The organism is Shewanella sp. SM87, from assembly GCF_025653705.1.
Taxonomy (GTDB): domain Bacteria; phylum Pseudomonadota; class Gammaproteobacteria; order Enterobacterales; family Shewanellaceae; genus Shewanella; species Shewanella oncorhynchi.
Genome location: NZ_JAKKSC010000001.1, coordinates 184,781 through 207,205, shown reverse-complemented (window position 1 = coordinate 207,205; position 22,425 = coordinate 184,781). Strand labels below are relative to the sequence as shown.

Annotated in this window: 21 protein-coding genes; all 21 read left to right on the top strand. The window is 44.6% G+C overall.

The features are described from left to right. Nucleotides 1-161: 161 nt before the first annotated feature. The 21 genes from flgF to fliI all read left to right on the top strand — a co-directional run bounded on the left by flgF (nucleotide 162) and on the right by fliI (nucleotide 22,423). A complete protein-coding gene (gene flgF, locus L5M11_RS00965; RefSeq protein WP_105251930.1) occupies nucleotides 162-905 on the top strand; it encodes a flagellar basal-body rod protein FlgF in 744 nt (247 codons plus the stop codon). A gap of 10 nt (nucleotides 906-915) precedes the next feature. Further along, nucleotides 916-1,704, top strand: a complete 789-nt coding sequence (gene flgG / locus L5M11_RS00960; RefSeq protein WP_028761205.1) for a flagellar basal-body rod protein FlgG — start codon at nucleotides 916-918, stop codon at nucleotides 1,702-1,704. Nucleotides 1,705-1,715: 11 nt separating this feature from the next. Next, nucleotides 1,716-2,390, top strand: coding sequence for a flagellar basal body L-ring protein FlgH (flgH, locus tag L5M11_RS00955; RefSeq protein WP_028761204.1), 675 nt, complete (start codon nucleotides 1,716-1,718; stop codon nucleotides 2,388-2,390). 11 nt (nucleotides 2,391-2,401) lie between these two features. Then, nucleotides 2,402-3,493 carry a flagellar basal body P-ring protein FlgI gene (locus L5M11_RS00950; protein WP_028761203.1) on the top strand — a complete coding sequence of 364 codons (1,092 nt, stop codon included), beginning with the start codon at nucleotides 2,402-2,404 and terminating at the stop codon, nucleotides 3,491-3,493. Nucleotides 3,494-3,510: 17 nt separating this feature from the next. Continuing rightward, a complete protein-coding gene (gene flgJ, locus L5M11_RS00945) occupies nucleotides 3,511-4,653 on the top strand; it encodes a flagellar assembly peptidoglycan hydrolase FlgJ (protein WP_263191084.1) in 1,143 nt (380 codons plus the stop codon). 40 nt (nucleotides 4,654-4,693) lie between these two features. After that, nucleotides 4,694-6,619, top strand: a complete 1,926-nt coding sequence (flgK, locus tag L5M11_RS00940; protein ID WP_028761201.1) for a flagellar hook-associated protein FlgK — start codon at nucleotides 4,694-4,696, stop codon at nucleotides 6,617-6,619. Nucleotides 6,620-6,630: 11 nt separating this feature from the next. Next, nucleotides 6,631-7,842: a flagellar hook-associated protein FlgL gene (flgL, locus tag L5M11_RS00935; RefSeq protein ID WP_263191082.1), complete on the top strand. Its 1,212-nt coding sequence runs from the start codon at nucleotides 6,631-6,633 to the stop codon at nucleotides 7,840-7,842. A 95-nt stretch (nucleotides 7,843-7,937) separates the two neighbouring features. Continuing rightward, nucleotides 7,938-8,759 carry a flagellin gene (locus tag L5M11_RS00930; RefSeq protein ID WP_263191079.1) on the top strand — a complete coding sequence of 274 codons (822 nt, stop codon included), beginning with the start codon at nucleotides 7,938-7,940 and terminating at the stop codon, nucleotides 8,757-8,759. 253 nt (nucleotides 8,760-9,012) lie between these two features. Beyond that, nucleotides 9,013-9,831, top strand: a complete 819-nt coding sequence (locus tag L5M11_RS00925; protein WP_263191078.1) for a flagellin — start codon at nucleotides 9,013-9,015, stop codon at nucleotides 9,829-9,831. A 144-nt stretch (nucleotides 9,832-9,975) separates the two neighbouring features. Next, entirely contained in the window at nucleotides 9,976-10,362 is a 387-nt protein-coding gene (locus L5M11_RS00920; protein WP_263191076.1) for a flagellar protein FlaG, read from the top strand. Between the two features lie 44 nt (nucleotides 10,363-10,406). Continuing rightward, complete coding sequence (gene fliD, locus L5M11_RS00915) at nucleotides 10,407-11,777, top strand: flagellar filament capping protein FliD (RefSeq protein WP_263191074.1); 1,371 nt, start codon at nucleotides 10,407-10,409, stop codon at nucleotides 11,775-11,777. 30 nt (nucleotides 11,778-11,807) lie between these two features. After that, nucleotides 11,808-12,128 (top strand): flagella biosynthesis chaperone for FliD, FliT, encoded by a 321-nt coding sequence (locus tag L5M11_RS00910; RefSeq protein ID WP_263191072.1) that lies wholly within the window; start codon nucleotides 11,808-11,810, stop codon nucleotides 12,126-12,128. Nucleotides 12,129-12,134: 6 nt separating this feature from the next. Next, a complete protein-coding gene (fliS, locus tag L5M11_RS00905; protein WP_263191071.1) occupies nucleotides 12,135-12,545 on the top strand; it encodes a flagellar export chaperone FliS in 411 nt (136 codons plus the stop codon). Between the two features lie 288 nt (nucleotides 12,546-12,833). Further along, entirely contained in the window at nucleotides 12,834-14,267 is a 1,434-nt protein-coding gene (locus L5M11_RS00900) for a sigma-54 dependent transcriptional regulator (RefSeq protein ID WP_317629857.1), read from the top strand. A gap of 109 nt (nucleotides 14,268-14,376) precedes the next feature. Next, nucleotides 14,377-15,459, top strand: coding sequence for a sensor histidine kinase (locus L5M11_RS00895; RefSeq protein WP_263191070.1), 1,083 nt, complete (start codon nucleotides 14,377-14,379; stop codon nucleotides 15,457-15,459). Then, nucleotides 15,452-16,795 (top strand): sigma-54-dependent transcriptional regulator, encoded by a 1,344-nt coding sequence (locus L5M11_RS00890; protein WP_028761192.1) that lies wholly within the window; start codon nucleotides 15,452-15,454, stop codon nucleotides 16,793-16,795. Before L5M11_RS00895 ends, L5M11_RS00890 begins: the two co-directional genes overlap by 8 nt. 231 nt (nucleotides 16,796-17,026) lie before the next feature. Then, nucleotides 17,027-17,362: a flagellar hook-basal body complex protein FliE gene (gene fliE, locus L5M11_RS00885; RefSeq protein WP_028761191.1), complete on the top strand. Its 336-nt coding sequence runs from the start codon at nucleotides 17,027-17,029 to the stop codon at nucleotides 17,360-17,362. Nucleotides 17,363-17,407: 45 nt separating this feature from the next. Then, nucleotides 17,408-19,090 carry a flagellar basal-body MS-ring/collar protein FliF gene (gene fliF, locus L5M11_RS00880; RefSeq protein ID WP_263139440.1) on the top strand — a complete coding sequence of 561 codons (1,683 nt, stop codon included), beginning with the start codon at nucleotides 17,408-17,410 and terminating at the stop codon, nucleotides 19,088-19,090. Next, nucleotides 19,083-20,135 (top strand): flagellar motor switch protein FliG, encoded by a 1,053-nt coding sequence (gene fliG / locus L5M11_RS00875; RefSeq protein ID WP_028761189.1) that lies wholly within the window; start codon nucleotides 19,083-19,085, stop codon nucleotides 20,133-20,135. Before fliF ends, fliG begins: the two co-directional genes overlap by 8 nt. Further along, entirely contained in the window at nucleotides 20,122-21,117 is a 996-nt protein-coding gene (gene fliH, locus L5M11_RS00870; protein WP_263139365.1) for a flagellar assembly protein FliH, read from the top strand. The genes fliG and fliH overlap by 14 nt, the downstream gene beginning before the upstream one ends. Next, nucleotides 21,086-22,423, top strand: a complete 1,338-nt coding sequence (gene fliI / locus L5M11_RS00865) for a flagellar protein export ATPase FliI (RefSeq protein WP_028761187.1) — start codon at nucleotides 21,086-21,088, stop codon at nucleotides 22,421-22,423. Before fliH ends, fliI begins: the two co-directional genes overlap by 32 nt. The last annotated feature ends 2 nt before the right edge of the window (nucleotides 22,424-22,425 follow it).

Below are 22,425 nucleotides of genomic sequence, written 5' to 3'. Positions count from 1 at the left end.
TTTAACTAAGTGTTGCCGCCAGTGGCAACACTTAGCCTTTATCCTGCCGTCAACTCACTTCATTTCTTTATTCTTCAATTTTATCAGTAAATTAAAATCAATTTTTATTGGCACAATGCTTGCTTTGATATCGTCATGTAGAAAATTTGACGGAGCAGTCTGTGGACAAATTCCTTTATGTCGCCATGAGTGGCGCTAAGCAAAATATGAATGAGCTGGCACTCCGTGCGAACAACTTAGCCAATGCTAATACCGATGGTTTTAAATCAGATATGGCGCAGGCCAGATCGATGCAAGCCTTCGGTGAAGGGTTGCCTTCAAGGGTGTTTGCGATGACAGAATCTCCGTCAGCTAATTTTCGCTCTGGTCCGATTAAAACCACTGGACGGGATCTCGATGTTGCCATTAAAGGTGATGGCTGGTTTGCCGTTCAGGCGAAAGATGGCAGTGAAGCTTATACCCGTTCCGGTAGTCTCAGTTTCGATGCGACGGGCATGTTGTATAACGACAGAGGCAATCCCGTGATGGGGGACGCTGGCCCGATAGTGCTGCCATTACCTATTGATAAAGTGTCAATTTCACAGGATGGCATAGTGTCTGTTCGCCCTCAAGGGGCGACTGCTGAAGTAATAGAAGAAGTGGCGAGATTGAAGTTAGTCAATCCCGGCAATGCGCAGATGATGCGTGGTGAAGATGGATTATTTCGACAAATGTCAGGTGAACCTGCACCAGCTGACCCTTTCGTCGCAGTTGAAAGTGGCGCCGTAGAGGGCAGTAATGTTAACCCTGTTGATGAAATGGTGTCTTTAATTGATCTTCAGCGGCAGTTTGAATTGCAAGTCAAGATGATGAAAACCGCGGAAGAGAATGATCGCGCTTCATCTTCATTAATGCGTATTAGTTAGGAGATAGATTATGCATCCGGCGTTATGGATTAGTAAAACTGGCTTAGACGCACAGCAAACTGATATTTCAGTGATTTCAAACAACGTAGCAAACGCTAGCACTGTGGGCTACAAAAAAAGCCGCGCAGTATTTGAAGATTTACTCTATCAAACAGTTAACCAAGCGGGTGGTGTTAGTGCATCTAACACTAAGCTACCCAACGGATTAAACATAGGTGCGGGTACGAAAGTCGTCGCCACTCAAAAAATGTTTACTCAGGGTAACATGCTGACGACGGATAACTCACTGGATCTCATGATTGAAGGTCCTGGATTTTTTGAAATCCAGCTCCCTGATGGAACCACTGCTTATACTCGAAATGGTCAGTTTACCCTAGACGATACGGGTCAGATTGTGACGCCAGGTTCTGGCTATTTGCTACAACCCGCGATCACGATTCCTGATAATGCGACCAGTATTACCGTTTCCGCGGAGGGCGAAGTTTCAGTAAAAACCCCTGGTACCGCTGAGAACCAAGTCGTGGGTCAGTTGACTATGACGGATTTTATTAATCCATCGGGTCTAGATCCTATGGGACAAAACTTATATACGGAAACTGGTGCGAGCGGCACGCCCATTCAAGGGACCGCTTCGTTAGATGGCATGGGAGCGATTCGTCAAGGCGCCTTAGAAACCTCTAACGTGAACGTGACCGAGGAACTGGTGAACCTTATCGAAAGTCAGCGCATTTACGAGATGAACTCCAAAGTGATTTCAGCGGTAGATCAGATGCTGTCTTATGTGACTCAGAATTTATAGAGGCAAACATCATGGCTAGATATCTTGTGTTGGCCGTCGCGTTATTGCTTGCAGCTTGTAGCTCGACGCAAAAGAAACCCCTTGCGGATGATCCCTTTTACGCGCCGGTATACCCAGAGGCGCCGCCGACAAAAATTGCCGCAACTGGCTCTATTTATCAAGACAGCCAAGCATCTAGCTTGTATTCGGATATACGCGCTCATAAAGTCGGTGACATTATCACTATCGTATTGAAGGAATCGACTCAAGCTAAGAAGAGTGCAGGCAATCAGATCAAAAAAGGCTCAGACATGAGCTTAGATCCCATCTTTGCAGGTGGTAGTAATGTGTCCATTGGCGGAGTGCCAATTGATTTGCGTTACAAAGATAGCATGAACACTAAGCGTGAATCGGATGCGGATCAGAGCAATAGTCTAGATGGCAGCATCTCGGCAAACGTGATGCAAGTGCTGAACAACGGCAGTTTAGTGATCCGTGGTGAAAAATGGATTTCAATTAATAATGGTGATGAGTTTATTCGTGTCACTGGTCTCGTTCGCTCGCAGGACATTAAACCCGATAACACTGTCGATTCAACGCGAATGGCTAATGCCCGTATCCAATACAGTGGCACAGGCACTTTCGCAGATGCTCAAAAAGTGGGCTGGTTAAGCCAGTTCTTTATGAGCGACTGGTGGCCCTTCTAAGGAGTCGTATCATGAAATATAAACTGGTGTTAGCCGTTGCCATGCTAGTGTTTTCTCTACCTAGTCAGGCTGAACGAATTAAAGATATTGCCAATGTGCAAGGTGTGCGTAGTAACCAGTTGATTGGTTATGGCTTAGTGGTCGGTTTGCCGGGAACGGGGGAAAAAACCAGTTATACCGAGCAGACCTTTATGACTATGCTCAAAAACTTTGGGATTAATCTTCCTGACAACGTCAAACCGAAAATTAAAAACGTTGCAGTGGTAGCCGTACACGCGGATATGCCCGCCTTTATCAAACCTGGTCAAGATCTTGACGTGACGGTATCTAGCTTAGGTGAAGCCAAAAGCTTACGCGGTGGCACCTTATTACAGACCTTTTTGAAAGGGGTAGACGGTAATGTGTATGCGATCGCCCAAGGTAGTTTAGTGGTGAGTGGTTTTAGTGCCGATGGTTTAGATGGTTCAAAGGTGATTCAAAATACGCCAACTGTAGGTCGTATACCCAATGGCGCAATTGTTGAGCGTAGTGTAGCAACCCCATTTTCAACTGGCGATTATTTGACGTTTAACCTACGTCGTTCGGATTTCTCTACTGCGCAGCGCATGGCTGATGCGATCAATGATCTATTAGGTCCAGATATGGCGCGTCCTTTAGATGCGACGTCTGTTCAGGTAACGGCTCCACGTGATGTATCACAACGGGTCTCCTTTTTAGCAACGCTTGAAAACCTTGATGTTGTTCCCGCAGAGGAATCTGCCAAAGTGATCGTTAATTCACGTACTGGAACCATAGTGGTTGGGCAAAACGTACGCTTACTCCCTGCGGCGATTACCCATGGCGGCATGACTGTCACGATTGCGGAGGCGACACAGGTTTCGCAGCCTAACGCGTTGGCAAATGGTCAAACAACCGTCACGAGTAATAGTACGATCACAGCGACAGAAAGTGACCGCCGTATGTTTATGTTTAATCCAGGCACTACGCTGGATGAGCTGGTTAGAGCGGTTAACTTAGTCGGTGCAGCCCCTTCAGATGTGTTAGCAATACTTGAAGCATTAAAAGTGGCAGGAGCTTTGCATGGTGAACTTATCATCATCTAATTTCTGTCGGGAAAATCATGGAAAAGCTTTCAAGTTCATCACATTTTCTTGACCTGGGCGGGCTAGATTCACTCCGCGCCCAGGCTCAGAAAGATGAGAAGGGCGCCTTGAAAAAGGTTGCCCAACAATTTGAAGGTATTTTCGTGCAAATGCTGATGAAAAGTATGCGCGATGCCAATGCGGTTTTTCAGTCTGATAGTCCACTCAATAGCCAATACACTCAGTTTTACGAGCAGATGCGCGATCAGCAGTTATCGGTCGATTTATCTGACAAAGGGGTATTGGGCCTTGCCGATATGATGGTGCAGCAACTTTCCCCTGAAACAAGTCATTTCACGCCTGCATCGGTATTGCGTGACGATGGTGGCATGAAAATGCTCCACGACGATAAAGCGCTTAATGTGCCTATGCAGAGTTCAACCGCTCCTGTGGTTGAACCCACAGTTATAAATCATGGTGTGCCGGCTGCTATTGCTCGGCCTGTATTTGAACCGGATAGAGCTGAAGATGCAAATTCATCAATGGACATTGATGCGCCTAATCGTTCATTGGCTATCGATACGCCTAAGCCGAGCTGGAGTGAACAATCACTTTCAGTGGTAGAACCTGTGATTAGCGGCCAAGTTTTGCCGACGGCAGCATTTAGGGAAACCCAAAAGATTGTCAGGTTTGGTAGTCGAGAAGAATTTTTAGCGACCTTATATCCACATGCTGAAAAAGCCGCAAAAACATTAGGTACTCAACCCGAAGTATTATTGGCGCAATCGGCACTGGAAACTGGCTGGGGACAAAAAATCGTCCGCGGCAATAACGGTGCGCCAAGTCATAACCTATTCAACATTAAAGCTGATCGTCGTTGGTTAGGCGATAAGGCTAACGTCAGTACCTTAGAATTTGAGCACGGTGTTGCTGTTCAGCAAAAAGCTGACTTCCGAGTTTATAGTGATTTCGAGCATAGCTTTAACGATTTTGTGTCCTTCATTGCCGAAGGTGAACGTTATCAAGATGCTAAGAAAGTGGCCGCTTCCCCTACCCAATTCATCCGAGCTTTGCAGGATGCGGGTTATGCCACTGATCCTCGATACGCTGAAAAAGTGATTAAAGTGATGCAGTCGATCAGTGAAGAACTGAAATCAATTCTGCCAGGAGAAGACAAATGATGAATCTTACAACCCTGTTTGTTCATAGGAGTGTCAACTAATGGCCGTTGATCTACTGAATATAGCGCGAACTGGGGTGCTTGCCTCCCAGTCGCAACTGGGTGTTACCAGTAATAACATAGCTAACGCCAATACCGCTGGTTACCACAGACAAGTGGCAACCCAGTCGACTCTTGAATCGCAGCGTTTTGGTAGTAGTTTTTATGGCACAGGAACTTACGTTAATGACGTTAAGCGTATCTACAATGACTATGCTGCAAGAGAGTTACGCATTGGCCAAACAACGTTAAGCGCCGCCGAAGCCAGCTACGGTAAATTGAGTGAGTTAGATCAGCTGTTTTCACAGGTAGGTAAAGTTGTGCCACAAAGCTTAAATGACCTGTTTTCGGGGCTGAATAGTGTGGCTGATTTACCTGCAGATTTGGGTATTCGGAGTTCGACCCTAACAAACGCACAGCAAGTTGCCAGCAGTCTTAATCAGATGCAGTCGTATTTGAATGGCCAGCTTAATCAGACCAATGACCAGATCACAGGTATGACTAAGCGTATCAATGAGATCAGTACAGAACTGGCAAATTTAAACCTAGAGTTAATGAAGTCGCCGAATCAGGATGCGCAGTTGCTTGATAAGCAAGATGCACTTGTTCAAGAGTTAAGCCAGTACGCTCAAGTGAATGTTATTCCATTAGAAAATGGTGCTAAGAGCGTAATGCTCGGTGGCTCAGTGATGTTGGTTTCTGGCGAAATTGCTATGACGATGGGAGTCCAAGCGGGTGATCCATTTCCGAATGAGCTCCAATTGACTTCAAGTATTGGTTCGCAAAGTGTCACTGTTGATCCGAGTAAACTTGGCGGTCAGTTAGGGGCCATTTTTGATTATCGTGATCAAACGTTAATTCCCGCGGGTCATGAGCTCGATCAATTAGCCTTGGGCGTGGCTGATAACTTCAATAAAATGCAAGCACAAGGTATTGACCTCAATGGGCAAGTTGGTGCCAATATCTTCAAAGATATCAACGATCCTATGATGTCTTTGGGCCGTGCAGCAGGTTTTTCTGGTAATACGGGTAATGCAACGTTAGGCGTCACCATAGATGACACCAGCTTATTAACTGGTGGTGCCTACGAACTGTCATTTACCGCGCCTGCAACTTATGAGCTGAGAGATTCGAAAACGGGGGCAATTACGCCGCTGACGTTAACTGGCTCGACTTTATCGGGTGGATCTGGATTTTCAATTGACATAAAAGCGGGCGCTATGGCGTCTGGCGATCGTTTTGCGATTCGCCCGACAGCGGGTGCTTCAAATGGCATTGAAGTGGTCATGAAAGACCCTAAAGGCATTGCCGCCGCATCACCAAAGATTACCGCAGATGCCGCTAACTCTGGCAATACCCAAGTGAAGCTGACTCAAATTAGCAATCGCAATGCCGCAAATTTCCCTGTAACGGGCAGTGAGTTGACTATAAAGCTCGATACCACAGTTGTGCCTCCAACCTATGAAGCATTTGACGCCGCGGGAACATCCCTAGGGGCTGCAGCCCCTTATACGCCTCCGAGTATTAGCGCTTTTGGTTTTACCTTTGAAGTTGACAGCAAAGCGGCTGCAGGCAATGACAGATTTACCTTCGATTTATCCTTCGCAGAGGGGGATAACTCTAATGCTGTTGCTATGGCTAAGTTGAGCGAAAGTAAGGTGATGAACGGGGGAAAGTCGACCCTAGCTGATGTGTTCGAGAACACTAAGCTCGAGGTAGGCAGTAAAACGAAAGCGGCTGAAGTGCGTGTTGGTTCGGCAGAGGCCGTGTATCAACAAGCTTATGCGCGAGTTGAGAGTGAGTCGGGCGTGAACTTAGATGAAGAAGCGGCAAATTTAATGCGTTTTCAGCAAGCCTATCAAGCCTCTGCGCGGATCATGACGACTGCACAGCAGATTTTTGACACCTTATTATCCTCAGTGCGTTAGGAGATTTAACTATGCGATTATCATCCGCGCAGATTTTTAATCAAAGCATTACCAGTGTGCTGCAAAAGCAAACGGCGACCAGCAAAATTCTTGACCAATTGAGCAGTGGTAAGAAAGTCAATACTGCTGGTGATGATCCTGTGGCGTCACAGGGTATTGATAATCTGAATCAAAAAAATGCACTCGTCGATCAGTTTATGAAAAATATTGACTATGCGACAAATCGTCTTGCTGTGGCAGAAAGTAAACTCGGTAGTGCTGAAGATTTAACTGGCTCTATGCGTGAGCAAGTTATGCGAGCGATAAACGGCACACTATCAGGAACTGAGCGGCAAATGATTGCCGAAGAGATGAAAGGCAGCTTAGAAGAATTGCTCTCTATTGCCAATAGTAAGGATGAATCTGGCAATTATATGTTCTCTGGTTTCAGTACCGATAAAGAACCTTTTGCTTTTGATAACTCGACGCCGCCTAAAATAGTGTATAGCGGCGATTCTGGCGTCAAAAATAGTTTAGTACAAACGGGTGTTGCCATGGGGACAAACATCCCTGGCGATAGCGCGTTTATGAAAGCACCCAATGGACTTGGTGATTATAGCGTCAATTATTTGGCCAGTCAGCAGGGGGAGTTTAGCGTTAAAACAGCAAAAATTGCTGATACTGCAACTTATGTTGCTGATACATATACGTTTAGTTTTACTGGTAATGGCGCTGGTGGCACGAATTTACAAGTGCTCGATTCTGCCAATAATCCTGTCGCAAACGTCGCTAATTTTGATGCCACTAATCCCGTTAGTTTTAATGGTATAGAAGTTAAAATTGATGGAAAACCCAGCGCTGGCGATAGTTTCACCATGGAACCCCAGGCTGAGGTCAGTATTTTTGATACGATCAGCAGTGCGATTGCATTAATCGAAGACCCTAATTCTGCCAACACACCCCAAGGGCGAGCTCAGTTGGCACAGATATTGGATAACATTGATAGTGGCGTCAATCAAATTAGTTCAGCCAGAAGTGTGGCGGGAAATAATCTGAAAGTTGTCGAAAGTTACACAGAGACTCACACCGAGGAGAAAGTGGTGAATACATCAGCGCTATCACTCTTGGAAGATCTCGATTATGCATCAGCGATTACGGAATTTGAAAAGCAACAGCTTGCATTGAACGCAGTCTCTAACGTGTTTAGTAAGGTGGGTTCTGTTTCCCTGTTCGACTTTATTTAACAGAAAGCAAGTACCTATCCATCTGTAAGATAAATTGTTAAAAATTTAGCCAAGCTCCCAAGCCTTGGCGGTATAACTAGGAAGAGGAACTCAACATGGCTATTACAGTTAATACCAACGTGACTTCAATGAAGGCACAAAAGAATTTAAATACTTCTAGTAGCGGTTTATCGACCTCGATGGAACGTCTATCAAGTGGTCTACGCATTAACAGCGCTAAAGATGATGCCGCAGGTCTAGCCATTTCTAACCGCTTAAACAGTCAAGTTCGCGGTTTGGATGTGGGTATGCGTAATGCTAATGATGCAATTTCAATTGCTCAAATTGCTGAAGGCGCGATGCAAGAACAAACTAATATGTTGCAACGTATGCGTGATTTAACCATTCAAGCAGAAAATGGTTCAAATAGTACCGACGATATTAAAGCGCTTAAAGCTGAAATAGACGAGTTAGCCACTGAGATTGACAATATTGGTAAATCGACAGCGTTCGGTAATACTAAATTAATGCAAGGTGAGTTCTCTGCAGGGAAAAAATTCCAAGTTGGTCATCAAAGAACTGAAGATGTGACTGTAAAGGTGAAGAAAACTGATAAAACATCTTTATCAGTTAGCGCTTTAAGTCTTTCTACTGCAGGAGGCCGCTCAACATCGCTCGTGGCGATTGATAAAGCCATTAAAACGATTGATACCCAACGTGCAGAATTAGGTGCGGTACAAAACCGTTTAGCACATAACATTAGTAATAGTGCGAATACGCAAGCCAACGTTGCTGATGCTAAGAGTCGTATCGTGGATGTCGATTTTGCGAAGGAAACCTCACAAATGACTAAGAATCAAGTATTACAACAAACGGGTTCTGCAATGCTTGCACAGGCTAACCAGTTACCTCAAGTTGCACTATCTCTCCTTGGTTAATGCCATTGATGTGAAATGGTATTGAAGTGCTTTTGCCTACTTGTTCTAGAATCTTCTAGGAAAGTAGGCAAAGTTTTTATTAAAGATAGTTATCTATTTGAATAAAATGATTATTTTTAAAAAGTTATTATTTTTTAAAAATAATCCTAAAGATAAAAAAGGTGCTGCCGTTAAATATACTGTAACCACTAAGACCCGCCTGGCTTAAGTAGACAGGCAAGTTAACAAGCCAGGTATAAAGAGGAAACGAATCATGGCCATTACAGTAAACACGAACGTCACATCTTTAAAAGCGCAAAAGAACTTAAATACATCAGCTGGCGGTTTGGCCACATCAATGGAACGTTTATCCAGTGGTCTGCGTATTAACAGTGCCAAAGACGATGCTGCCGGTCTAGCCATTTCTAACCGTCTGAATAGTCAAGTACGCGGCCTTGAAGTCGGCATGCGTAACGCTAACGATGCAATCTCAATCGCACAGATTGCCGAAGGCGCGATGCAAGAACAGACTAATATGCTGCAACGTATGCGTGACTTGACAGTGCAAGCTGAAAACGGTTCAAACAGTACCGACGACATTAAAGCGCTAAAATCTGAAATAGATGAGCTAGCTACTGAAATTGATAATATTGGAAAAACGACGGCGTTCGGTACGACTAAATTAATGCAAGGTGAGTTCTCTGCAGGGAAAAAATTCCAAGTTGGTCATCAAAGAACTGAAGATGTGACTGTAAAGGTGAAGAAAACTGATAAAACATCTTTATCAGTTAGCGCTTTAAGTCTTTCTACTGCAGGAGGCCGCTCAACATCGCTCGTGGCGATTGATAAAGCCATTAAAACGATTGATACCCAACGCGCAGAACTCGGTGCGATTCAAAACCGTTTAGCACACAACATCAGTAACAGTGCGAATACTCAAGCAAACGTTGCTGATGCGAAGAGCCGAATTGTTGATGTGGATTTCGCGAAAGAAACATCACAAATGACCAAGAACCAAGTGTTGCAACAAACGGGTTCTGCAATGTTGGCCCAAGCCAACCAGTTACCTCAAGTGGCCTTGTCACTGCTGTAGTCTTCAGTAGCAATACGGATAAGTGATAAGGGAGGTTCGGCAACGGATCTCCCTTTGCCACATTAATAGGTTAATTAAGCTTTATAGTGTAATTGTTTTGTGAGGTTGTGTTAGAACAATTACTTAATTTGCTGAGGTATGGCTATGGATATCAATATAGCAAGTTCATCTTCTATGGTTCACAATAAAGTTGATTTAACTCAAGCACCGCTTAAAACATCTGCTTCAGATGTCGAGTTAAAGCGGGATGCCGAGGTATCGACGATTGACCAAACCGTGGAACAGAGTGCAATAAGTAATGAACAGGACCCAAGTAAGTTGAATCAGGTTGCTACCGATCTATCTGATATGATGTCTATGATGCGTAAAGGGCTAGCATTTAAGGTTGATGAAACTTCGGGGCAAGCTGTTGTTACTGTACTTGACAGGGATACTGGTGATGTCATTAGGCAGATGCCGAGTGAAGAAGCATTAGCCCTAGCTGAAAAATTATCTGAAGTCACTGGGCTTCTGATGAAAACAGAGGCGTAGATTTCACATTACTAATAGTGATAGTTGAAGAGTGAGAGGTTTGTATGGCATTAACAGCGATGGGTATCGGTTCTGGTTTGGATATTGGCAACATTGTTAAAGTGTTAGTCGATGCTGAAAAAACACCGAAAGAAGCTATGTTCAATAACACTGAAGATAGCATCAAAGCAAAAGTTTCTGCCATGGGAACCTTAAAAAGCGCATTGTCTACATTTCAAGATGCCCTAAAAAAACTTCAAACTGGTGATGCTCTTAATCAACGTAAAACGTCTGTTAGTAATCAAACTTATTTATCTGCAACGACAGACAAGACCGCTCAAGCGGGTAGCTATGGTATTAAAGTTGAGCAACTTGCGGTAAATCATAAAATTGCTGGAAAAAACGTTGTAGATCCTGCATTGCCTGTTGGCGAAGGAAGCTTAGCTTTTGGCATCAATGGTAAGAATTTCTCCATTGATGTTTCGGCTACCGATTCACTTGCTGCGATTGCTAAGAAAGTTAACGAATCCCCAGATAATGCGGGCGTAACTGCAACTGTTATTACCAGTGATGCAGGCAGTCGATTGATTTTTAGTTCAGATAAGTCAGGTGAAGACAATCAAATCAGCATTACAGCTAATGACACTACTGGAACTGGACTCAATGATATGTTCGGTGCTGGAAATATCTCCACGCTTCAAGATGCTAAAAATGCAATTATTTATATTGATAACCAGAAGGTTACCTCACAAACTAATGAAGTTAAAAATGCTATTGCAGGGGTGACGTTAAACTTAGCTGATGCTGATGTTTCTAAGACGACTACGTTAAAAATTGAACAAGATGATGATGCAGTAAAGACAAATGTGAAAGCTTTTGTCGATGCCTACAATAGTTTAGCGACAGCAGTTGATAAAATGTCGTCCTATGATAAAGAGAAAAAAACAGCAGCTGCATTACAGGGCGACTCAATGATCCGTTCTATAGAATCGCAACTCCGAAGTATATCGAGTGAACGAGTGCCAACTGATAGCGGCAGTTCGATAGCATTATATGATATTGGTATAAAAACAGATAGATATGGTAAGTTATCTGTCGATGACACTAAACTTAATAAAGTCATCTCTGAAGATATGGCCAGTGTTGAGGCATTATTCTCGACACCCGATAAAGGGCTTGCTAATCGTTTTAATGATCTTGCTGATAATTATGTTAAGTCACGTGGCCTAATTGATTCTCGTCAAACTGGATATACTAATCAGCAAAGCCAAATCACAGATCAAAGAGAAGCCTTTAAGCTTAAAATGGATCAGTTAACCGCGCGTTTAACTAAGCAATTTAATGCGATGGATCTTGTTGTTGGCCAACTCAATCAACAGAGCAGTGGTCTTGTTGATCGTTTGAATTCGCTTCCTGGAGCTGTTAAAAAACGATAGTGAAATTATAAATGAGTAAGGGGAGTATAAGTGAAACAACTCGATGAGCTTAATGTCCTTTTGAGTGAAATTTTAAATAAACTGACTCAGCTTCCTGCTGAAGAGTCTCAATCTGACGAGTTGGTGTCGAACTTGCAGGTACTGGTTGGAGAGCGTCAAATTTTACTCAATGTATTAGTGGCTGATGCTAATATGACAGATGTTGATTATCTTCAACATCAGCTTGAACTTACTCAAGAGTACACAGGTAAAGCAAGTGTTGTTATGGCAGATAGACAAACATTATTACATGCAGGTAATAAGAATAAGCGCCAGATTAGTGTTTATGAGACTATAGATTTAAACAGGTAGGTGTTTATGAGAGGATCACTGCAATCGTATCGTAAGGTGTCTTTAGAGAGTGAAATTACTGTTGCGTCACCACATCGTATTATTCAGCTTATGTTTGCGGGGGCACTACAACGTTTAGCACAAAGTCGCCTTGCGATTGAACAAAATGACTTGTCTAATAAAGGCATGTACATTGGCAAAGCTATTGGGATTATTACTGGTTTAAACAATAGCTTAGATATGGATGCTGGTGGCCAGATAGCTAGAAATTTGAGTGATTTATATGACTTTATGTTGCGTAGAATTTCTGAAGCTAACCTAAATAATGATGTGAAAGCGATTGATGATGTATGTGATATTTTACTTACTATCAAAGAAGGTTGGGATGCAATTCCTGCAGATAAACATAATATTTCTGCGCATTCTGAAGCGGGTTAATATCTTATTTCGTGATTAAAAATAGACGCACTGGTTGCGTCTTTTTTTTTGGCTAAAAGTCAAAGTATTGACGTTTTAGACTAGAATCATGATGTAAATGAACTAAAATCAATTCAGTTTGGCATAAACCTCATCTGAGGCTTGCTTCTCGTCTGCTGATAATACAATATTCATCACAAGTAGTGATGGTGGCACAGATTGTTACATTGAATTTGTTAAGCTTTTACAGCAACTAATCATAAATAATTAATGCGAATTAATACATATTAGAGCTTTACGGCCTACTGAATGATGCAAACAGATCAACGAATTTTACTTATCGGCCCTCCATCAGAGCGATTAAATCGCCTGTGTTGCATTTTGGATTTTTTAGGTGAGCAATTTGTACAAATTGACACCGAAAAATTAAGTGCTAGCCTCCAAGATACCCGTTTTCGAGCTTTAGTTATCCTAACTGATGTTATGGATGCTGATGGGCTTAAAAACATCGCAGGTCAACATCCATGGCAACCTATGCTGTTGCTTGGCAATGTTGACGATCTGCAAGTGTCTAATATTCTTGGACATATAGAAGAACCTTTAACGTATCCTCAGTTCACTGAATTATTACACTTTTGCCAAGTATTCGGTCAAGTTAAACGGCCTCAAGTCCCTACTAGTGCGAATCAAACAAAGTTATTCAGAAGCTTAGTGGGACGCAGTGATGGTATTGCGAATGTGAGGCACTTGATAAATCAAGTAGCAACATCTGAGGCAACCGTGCTTGTTCTGGGTCAATCAGGTACAGGTAAAGAAGTGGTCGCCCGTAATATCCATTATTTGTCTGAGCGCCGTGATGGTCCATTTATCCCTGTTAACTGTGGTGCGATACCGCCTGAGTTATTAGAGAGTGAGCTATTTGGTCATGAGAAAGGGTCATTTACTGGGGCAATCTGTTCTCGTAAAGGCCGTTTTGAATTAGCTGAAGGTGGTACACTATTTCTCGATGAAATAGGAGACATGCCACTACAAATGCAAGTTAAATTACTCCGTGTGCTGCAAGAGCGGGTATTTGAGCGCGTTGGTGGTACTAAGACTATTAATGCTGATGTACGCGTAGTTGCTGCGACACATAGAGATTTAGAAACCATGATCAGCGTTAATGAGTTCCGTGAGGATCTTTATTACCGCCTAAACGTATTCCCGATTGAAATGCCAGCGTTGTGTGATCGCAAGGACGATGTGCCTTTGCTATTACAAGAGTTAGTTAGCCGAGTCTATAACGAAGGCCGTGGTAAGGTGCGTTTTACGCAGCGTGCGATAGAGTCGCTGAAAGAACATGCTTGGTCGGGCAACGTGCGCGAGCTGTCTAATTTAGTCGAACGCCTCACCATTTTATATCCGGGTGGATTGGTCGATGTTAACGATTTACCTGTCAAATATCGCCATATCGATGTGCCCGAATATTGTGTAGAGATGAGTGAAGAGCAACAGGAACGTGATGCTTTAGCTTCTATCTTTAGCGATGAAGAGCCGGTTGAAATCCCTGAAACGCGTTTCCCTAGTGAGCTGCCGCCTGAAGGTGTGAACCTTAAGGATTTGTTAGCAGAACTAGAAATAGACATGATACGTCAGGCGCTAGAGCTACAAGATAATGTCGTAGCTCGCGCTGCTGAAATGCTTGGAATACGCCGTACAACGCTTGTAGAAAAAATGCGTAAGTACGGAATGACCAAAGATTAGTTTTCTATTTTATTGTTATATAAGTTGTTTTAACCTCTAAAGTTCAATTTCCAATTTGGCATAGATACTGCAGTCACCCCGTCATAAGCAATTTTTTGACGGAGTGACTATGTCAGCCAACCCACTAGCGCAAATTGAGTCATTCAAGCACACTAGCAAACAATGGAACCAATTGCGTGAGGCCGCGAATATGTCCAATCGAATGGAGCATATTTTACAGGCTATGCCATCCGGCGTGGTGATTATCAATGGCGACGGTATAGTCACGGATGCCAATCCGGTAGCAGTTGAGTTACTTGAGCGCTCCTTATGTGGCGTTCGCTGGATTGATGTGATCCACAGTGCCTTTGCGCCGCAGGACGATGATGGCCACGAAGTGTCACTGCGTAATGGCCGCCGCGTTAAATTAGCGATTACGCCATTGACGCCAGAGCCTGGTCAATTAATTGTGCTAACTGATCTGACTGAAACTCGGTTATTACAGAAAAATATCTCCCATTTACAACGTTTATCTGCACTGGGCAAGATGGTAGCAACTTTGGCTCATCAGGTGCGCACGCCTTTATCAGCCGCTTTGTTATATGCTTCAAATCTTGCTAGTCCTAAGTTATCCGATGCCGCTAAAGCGAAATTCCAGCAAAAACTTGTTGATAGACTCAATGAACTCGAGCGGCAGGTTAACGACATGCTATTGATGGCGAAAGGCCGTCAGGATGAACTTGGAGATCTAATCTCATTGGCTGAGGTTATCGACAATGTTTTGGCAAATTGTGAGCCGATAGCGGCAAAGCAAGGCTGTGACTTGTCATTTTATGATGCATCAAGCAGCTCGATGTTAGCTAATTCTAATGCGTTAAGCTCGGCGATCAATAATTTAGTCATAAACAGCATAGAAGCCGGAGCCACTGAAATTCGTATCCAAGCGAAGGAAGAGGGCGAACGGTTGTTATTGGATGTAATCGATAATGGCAAAGGCTTAGACGCCACTATGCAGCAGAAGGTATTTGAACCTTTCTTTACGACTAAGTCGCAGGGAACTGGGCTTGGGTTAGCCGTTGTGCAATCTGTGGTGCGCAATCATGGAGGACAACTGCAACTCAGTTGTTTACCGAATAAAGGCTGTACTGTGTCTTTAGTATTCCCACGGGCTAAATCCGCGGTGATATTACCTTTGGAGATTACCCATGTCTGAAGCAAAGTTATTGCTCGTTGAGGATGATGCTTCATTACGTGAAGCCTTGTTGGATACTTTAATGCTGGCTCAGTATGAGTGTGTTGATGTTGCCTCCGGTGAAGACGCTATTTTAGCCTTGAAACAACATCAGTTTGATTTAGTTATTAGCGATGTGCAGATGCAAGGTATTGGTGGTTTAGGTTTATTGAACTACCTGCAGCAGCATCATCCTAAGTTGCCAGTGCTGTTGATGACGGCCTACGCGACTATTGGTAGCGCGGTGAACGCTATAAAATTAGGTGCTGTTGATTATTTAGCCAAACCTTTTGCACCAGAAGTGTTACTCAATCAAGTCTCACGCTATTTGCCATTAAAACAAAATGTGGATCAGCCCGTCGTCGCTGATGAAAAAAGTTTAGCCTTATTAGCACTGGCTCAACGGGTTGCCGCTTCTGATGCCTCTGTCATGATCTTAGGTCCTAGCGGTTCGGGTAAAGAGGTTTTGGCCCGTTATATTCATCAACACAGTAGCCGTGCTAATCAAGCCTTTGTGGCCATTAACTGTGCCGCTATTCCTGAGAACATGCTCGAAGCCACCCTTTTTGGTTATGAAAAGGGGGCATTTACGGGGGCTTATCAAGCGTGTCCGGGGAAATTTGAGCAGGCTCAAGGTGGCACTTTGCTGCTCGATGAAATCTCTGAGATGGATTTAGGCTTACAAGCTAAGTTGTTGCGGGTTTTGCAAGAGCGTGAAGTTGAGCGTTTAGGTGGCCGTAAAACCATTAAATTGGATGTGCGCGTGCTTGCCACATCCAATCGTGATTTAAAGGCAGTGGTCGCAGCTGGCGGATTTAGGGAAGATCTCTACTATCGAATTAACGTATTTCCTTTAGCTTGGCCTGCGTTAAGTCAACGTCCTGCAGATATTTTACCTCTTGCGCGTCATTTACTGGCTAAACATGCTAAGGCATTGAATGTTGCCGATGTGCCTGAGTTGGATGAGAATGCGCGTCGACGTTTATTGAGTCATCGCTGGCCTGGGAACGTACGTGAACTCGACAATGTGATCCAGCGTGCTTTGATATTAAGAGCCGGTCAATTGATCACTGCCAATGACATTATTATCGATGCGCAGGATGTGATTTTAAGCGGTGAAGATCTAGACCCATTTTCTTCTGAGCCAGACGGTTTAGGTGAAGAGCTCAAAGCTCAAGAACATGTGATTATTTTAGAGACCCTTAATCAATGCCAAGGAAGTCGTAAGTTAGTCGCCGAAAAGCTAGGAATTAGCGCACGAACCCTAAGATACAAGATGGCAAGGATGCGTGATATGGGGATCCAACTGCCAAATTAGTCTATAAATTCAAGTTATCATCCCGCAGCCTCCACATTGAGTGTGAGGCTGTATTTATTAAAAAACACAACCGCAAAAGTGGCCCATTTCATCCAAAATCCTTAGATATTGGCATCTTCTTATCCCGTCAATTTATTATCAATCACGACCATCTGAAAACTTGGCCGTTATTTTGCATTGTCCCGTTATCGGTATTTTGATCGTCAAGAATTCGACGACTGGGAGCTCAGCATGCAAATAGGCGCAAATTCATTCCTGCAGGAAATGCAGAAACTCCAAGGCGAAATAACGCCGTCGTTTGGCGTTCAGCCAAATATCATGCAGCAAGTGAATAACACCAGTGGTGCAGACTTCGGTCAGTTGCTATCGCAAGCCGTCGGCAATGTCAGCGGCTTACAGTCCGCATCGTCAAACCTCGCGACACGTTTAGAGATGGGTGATACTACCGTTTCTTTATCAGACACTGTGATTGCCCGTGAGAAAGCGAGTGTTGCTTTCGAGGCGACAGTGCAAGTGCGTAATAAGCTTGTCGAAGCCTACAAAGAAATAATGAGCATGCCTGTCTAGGCCAGTGAATAACCCAATTAGCAGGTACGAATCGTGAGTACAGAAATGATTGTCGGATCCAATTCCGGTTTAGCTGACCAAGGTGTCCAGCAAGAACATAAGTCAGGAATGATGGGAAATCTTGGCGGTGTCGATATGATGCGCCAAGTGACTATGATTTTAGCCTTAGCGATTTGTTTAGCCTTGGCGGTATTTGTCATGCTGTGGGCGCAGGAGCCAGAGTATCGTCCATTGGGTAAAATGGAAACTCAGGAAATGGTTCAAGTGCTAGATGTACTTGATAAAAATAAAGTTAAGTACCAAATCGACGTGGACGTTATCAAAGTTCCTGAAGATAAATATCAAGAAGTCAAAATGATGTTGAGCCGTGCTGGTATCGACAGTCCTGCAGCCAACCAAGATTTTTTGAATAAAGACAGTGGCTTTGGTGTCAGCCAACGCATGGAACAAGCTCGTCTTAAGCATAGCCAAGAAGAAAACCTCGCCCGTGCGATTGAGCAACTACAAAGTGTCAGCCGTGCCAAAGTCATTCTTGCGTTACCTAAAGAAAACGTCTTCGCCCGCAATGCCTCTAAACCGAGTGCAACTGTGGTGATCAATACCCGTCGCGGTGGTTTAGGCCAAGGTGAAGTCGATGCTATCGTCGATATTGTTGCTTCTGCAGTACAAGGTTTAGAACCATCAAGGGTGACGGTAACTGACTCTAACGGCCGTTTATTGAACTCGGGTAGCCAAGATGGCGCGTCTGCGACGGCTCGGCGTGAACTTGAATTAGTACAGCAAAAAGAAGCTGAATATCGCACTAAGATTGAATCGATTCTGGTGCCAATTCTAGGTCCTGATAATTTTACCTCTCAAGTCGACGTCAGTATGGATTTTACTGCTGTTGAGCAAACATCAAAGCGTTTTAACCCTGATTTACCGGCACTGCGCAGTGAAATGACAGTTGAAAATAACACCACTGGCGGCTCTTCTGGTGGGATCCCTGGCGCGTTATCCAATCAACCGCCAATGGAGTCAAATATTCCAGAAGATGCGACTAAAGCGACCGAGTCTGTCACCGCAGGTAATTCGCACCGCGAAGCGACCCGTAACTTTGAATTAGATACCACCATTAGCCATACCCGCCAGCAAGTTGGTGCAGTGCGCCGTATTAGTGTGTCAGTCGCGGTGGACTTTAAACCTGGCGCCGCTGGGGAAAATGGTCAAGTAGCCCGTGTTGCCCGTACCGAACAAGAACTGACCAATATCCGTCGTTTGCTTGAAGGCGCGGTTGGTTTTAGCTCACAACGGGGTGATGTGCTGGAAGTGGTAACCGTTCCCTTTATGGATCAATTGGTTGAAGATTTACCCGCACCTGAGCTTTGGGAGCAACCTTGGTTTTGGCGTGCGATTAAGCTTGGTATTGGTGCGCTAGTGATTTTGGTGCTGATTTTAGCTGTGGTACGTCCTATGCTGAAACGCTTAATCTATCCTGACAGTGTGAATATGCCTGAGGATGGCAGATTAGGTAATGAATTAGCAGAAATTGAGGACCAATATGCGGCTGATACGCTAGGGATGCTCAATACTCAAGAGGCGGAATACAGTTATGCTGACGATGGTTCAATTCATATCCCTAATCTTCACAAAGATGATGATATGATTAAAGCTATCCGTGCGCTCGTGGCGAATGAGCCTGAGCTCTCTACTCAAGTCGTGAAAAACTGGTTACAAGACAATGGCTGAGAATAAAACGAAAGAAGTGGCTCCTGCGGCCGCACCTGCCTTTAATATCAAAGATATTAGTGGCGTTGAAAAGACCGCTATTTTACTCCTCAGTTTGAGTGAGGCTGATGCTGCATCCATTTTAAAACACTTAGAGCCGAAGCAAGTGCAAAAAGTGGGTATGGCCATGGCGGCAATGGATGAGTTTGGTCAGGAAAAAGTTATCGGGGTACATAAGCTGTTTCTTGATGATATTCAAAAGTATTCTTCAATTGGTTTCAACAGTGAAGAGTTCGTCCGTAAAGCCTTAACCGCTGCGCTGGGTGAAGATAAAGCGGGTAATCTGATTGAACAGATTATCATGGGCAGTGGTGCTAAAGGTTTGGACTCGTTGAAGTGGATGGATGCACGCCAAGTGGCGACCATTATTCAAAACGAACATCCACAGATCCAAACCATTGTGCTGTCTTATTTAGAACCCGATCAAGCGGCGGAAATTTTTGGTCAATTCCCTGAGAATACCCGCTTAGACTTGATGATGCGTATTGCCAATCTTGAAGAAGTGCAGCCCGCTGCATTGCAAGAGCTGAATGACATCATGGAGAAACAGTTTGCCGGTCAAGGTGGCGCCCAGGCTGCGAAAATGGGTGGCTTAAAAGCGGCCGCCAACATAATGAACTACTTAGACACGGGTATCGAAAGCCAGTTGATGGAAACCATGCGCGAGTCTGATGAAGAAATGGCGCAGCAAATCCAAGATTTGATGTTTGTATTTGAAAACTTAATCGATGTCGATGACCGCGGTATTCAAGCCCTGTTGCGTGAAGTGCAGCAAGATGTACTGATGAAGGCGCTCAAAGGCACAGATGATCAGCTGAAAGAAAAAATATTGGGTAACATGTCAAAACGTGCCGCTGAATTATTGCGTGATGATCTTGAAGCTATGGGCCCAATCCGTATCAGTGAAGTGGAAGTCGCCCAAAAAGAAATCCTGTCTATTGCTCGTCGCTTAAGTGACAGCGGCGAAATCATGTTAGGCGGCGGTGGTGGCGATGAGTTCCTCTAATCCGAGCGACAATAAATTGTTGAATAAGGTCTTGAGCGAAGGAGATGTCGAATTTAGTCACTGGGCGCTGCCAGATGTGACTGAAGCCGATGATGATTCTATCTCAAATCTGTTCGGCCATTCGAATCATCAAGCCGCTAAGTCGACTACAGTGGAAAGTGTTTCTCCACCGACTATGGCTGAGATTGAAGACATTCGCGCCCAAGCCGAAGAAGAAGGCTTTAGCGAGGGTAAGCAGCAAGGGTATGAGCAAGGGCTAGAAAAAGGGCGTTTAGAAGGGTTAGAGCAGGGCCATACTGAAGGGCTCGCCCAAGGGCATGAGCAAGGATTAGAAACCGGTTTAGCCCAAGCAAAAATATTGCTCTCGCGTTTTGAAACCTTATTAGCTCAATTTGAAAAACCATTGCAATTGCTCGATGGCGATATTGAACTTTCGCTACTGAACCTGAGTATGACATTAGCGAAATCTGTCATTGGCCACGAATTAAAAACTCATCCAGAACAAGTGCTTTCGGCATTGCGCTTAGGTATAGAATCACTGCCGATAAAAGAACAAACAGTCACAATCCGCTTGCATCCTGACGATGTTATTTTAGTCGAACAACTTTATTCCAGCGCTCAATTGACCCGCAGTAAGTGGGAACTTGAAGTTGACCCTTCCTTAAGCCCAGGTGACTGTATTCTCAGTAGTCATCGTTCTTTAGTCGATTTGACCCTCGCATCGCGTATTGATGCTGTGTTTGAGTCTTTACGGAACCAACATGCTCACTTAAGTGACAAGCAGCGTCAATTGCAAGAGGCGATAGAGGTTGAAGATACCGCTAAACACGTTGCTGCTTCTGAGGCTGTGGGATCAGAGCTTGATGATCAGGTTGTCGATACGGTTTCTCAACATGCTGAGGATATACAATCTGCCTCAAACACAGGTGAGCAATTAGAGGCAAAATCAGATGCAAAATCGCCAACATCAACTGCTGAATAGACTTAATCATCATCAGGGTAAGGTGCCGCCATTTCGCGCTGTGGCCAGTGGTCAACTGGTGCGTGTTGTCGGCTTAACCTTAGAAGCAAGCGGTTGCCGTGCGCCTGTGGGCAGTTTATGTTCGATCGAAACCATGGCGGGCGAGTTAATCGCCGAGGTGGTCGGGTTTGATGGCGAACTATTATATTTAATGCCCATTGAAGAATTACGTGGTGTATTGCCCGGTGCGCGGGTTGTGCCTTTGGGGGAACAAACTGGACTCAATGTTGGTTTATCCCTGCTAGGACGCGTACTCGATGGTAACGGTGTGCCTTTAGATGGTTTAGGCGCGTTGCAGACCGATCAACAAGCACCAAGACATAGCGCCGCCATTAATCCCTTATCCCGCCGTGCTATTACTGAACCGCTGGACGTTGGCGTTCGCGCTATCAACGCTATGCTGACCGTGGGCAAAGGCCAACGTATGGGCTTGTTTGCGGGCTCAGGTGTAGGTAAGAGTGTGCTCTTAGGTATGATGACTCGCGGTACTACCGCCGACATTATTGTGGTTGGGCTAGTGGGTGAGCGTGGCCGGGAAGTGAAAGAGTTTATTGAGGAAATTCTTGGTGAGAAGGGTCGAGCGCGTTCAGTCGTTGTTGCTGCGCCTGCGGATACATCGCCTCTGATGCGCCTTCGCGCCTGTGAAACCTCGACTCGTATTGCCGAATACTTTCGCGATTTAGGCTATAACGTTTTATTGCTTATGGACAGTTTAACACGCTACGCCCAAGCGCAGCGTGAAATTGCTTTGGCTGTGGGTGAACCGCCTGCGACTAAAGGTTATCCGCCTTCTGTGTTTGCAAAATTGCCACGTTTAGTTGAGCGCGCCGGAAACGGTGGCCCCGGGCAAGGTTCAATTACGGCATTTTATACTGTGTTGACGGAAGGGGACGATCAACAGGATCCCATTGCCGATGCTTCGCGGGCGATCCTCGATGGTCACATTGTCTTGTCACGTTCGCTTGCGGATTCGGGGCACTATCCTGCGATTGATATTGAAGCTTCTATTAGCCGAGTCGCGCCTATGGTGATCTCCAATGAACATTTGGAGGCGATGCGCCGCGTGAAACAAACCTATTCTTTGTATCAGCAAAATCGAGATTTGATTTCTATTGGGGCCTATGCCCAAGGAAGCGATCCTCGCATTGATAATGCGATACGACTGCAGCCAGCAATGAATGCTTTTTTGCGACAAACCATGCGTGATGCATTTAGCTTTGCCGATAGCCAAGTCATGCTTGGGCAACTTGCTGCACAGTGCAAATAATG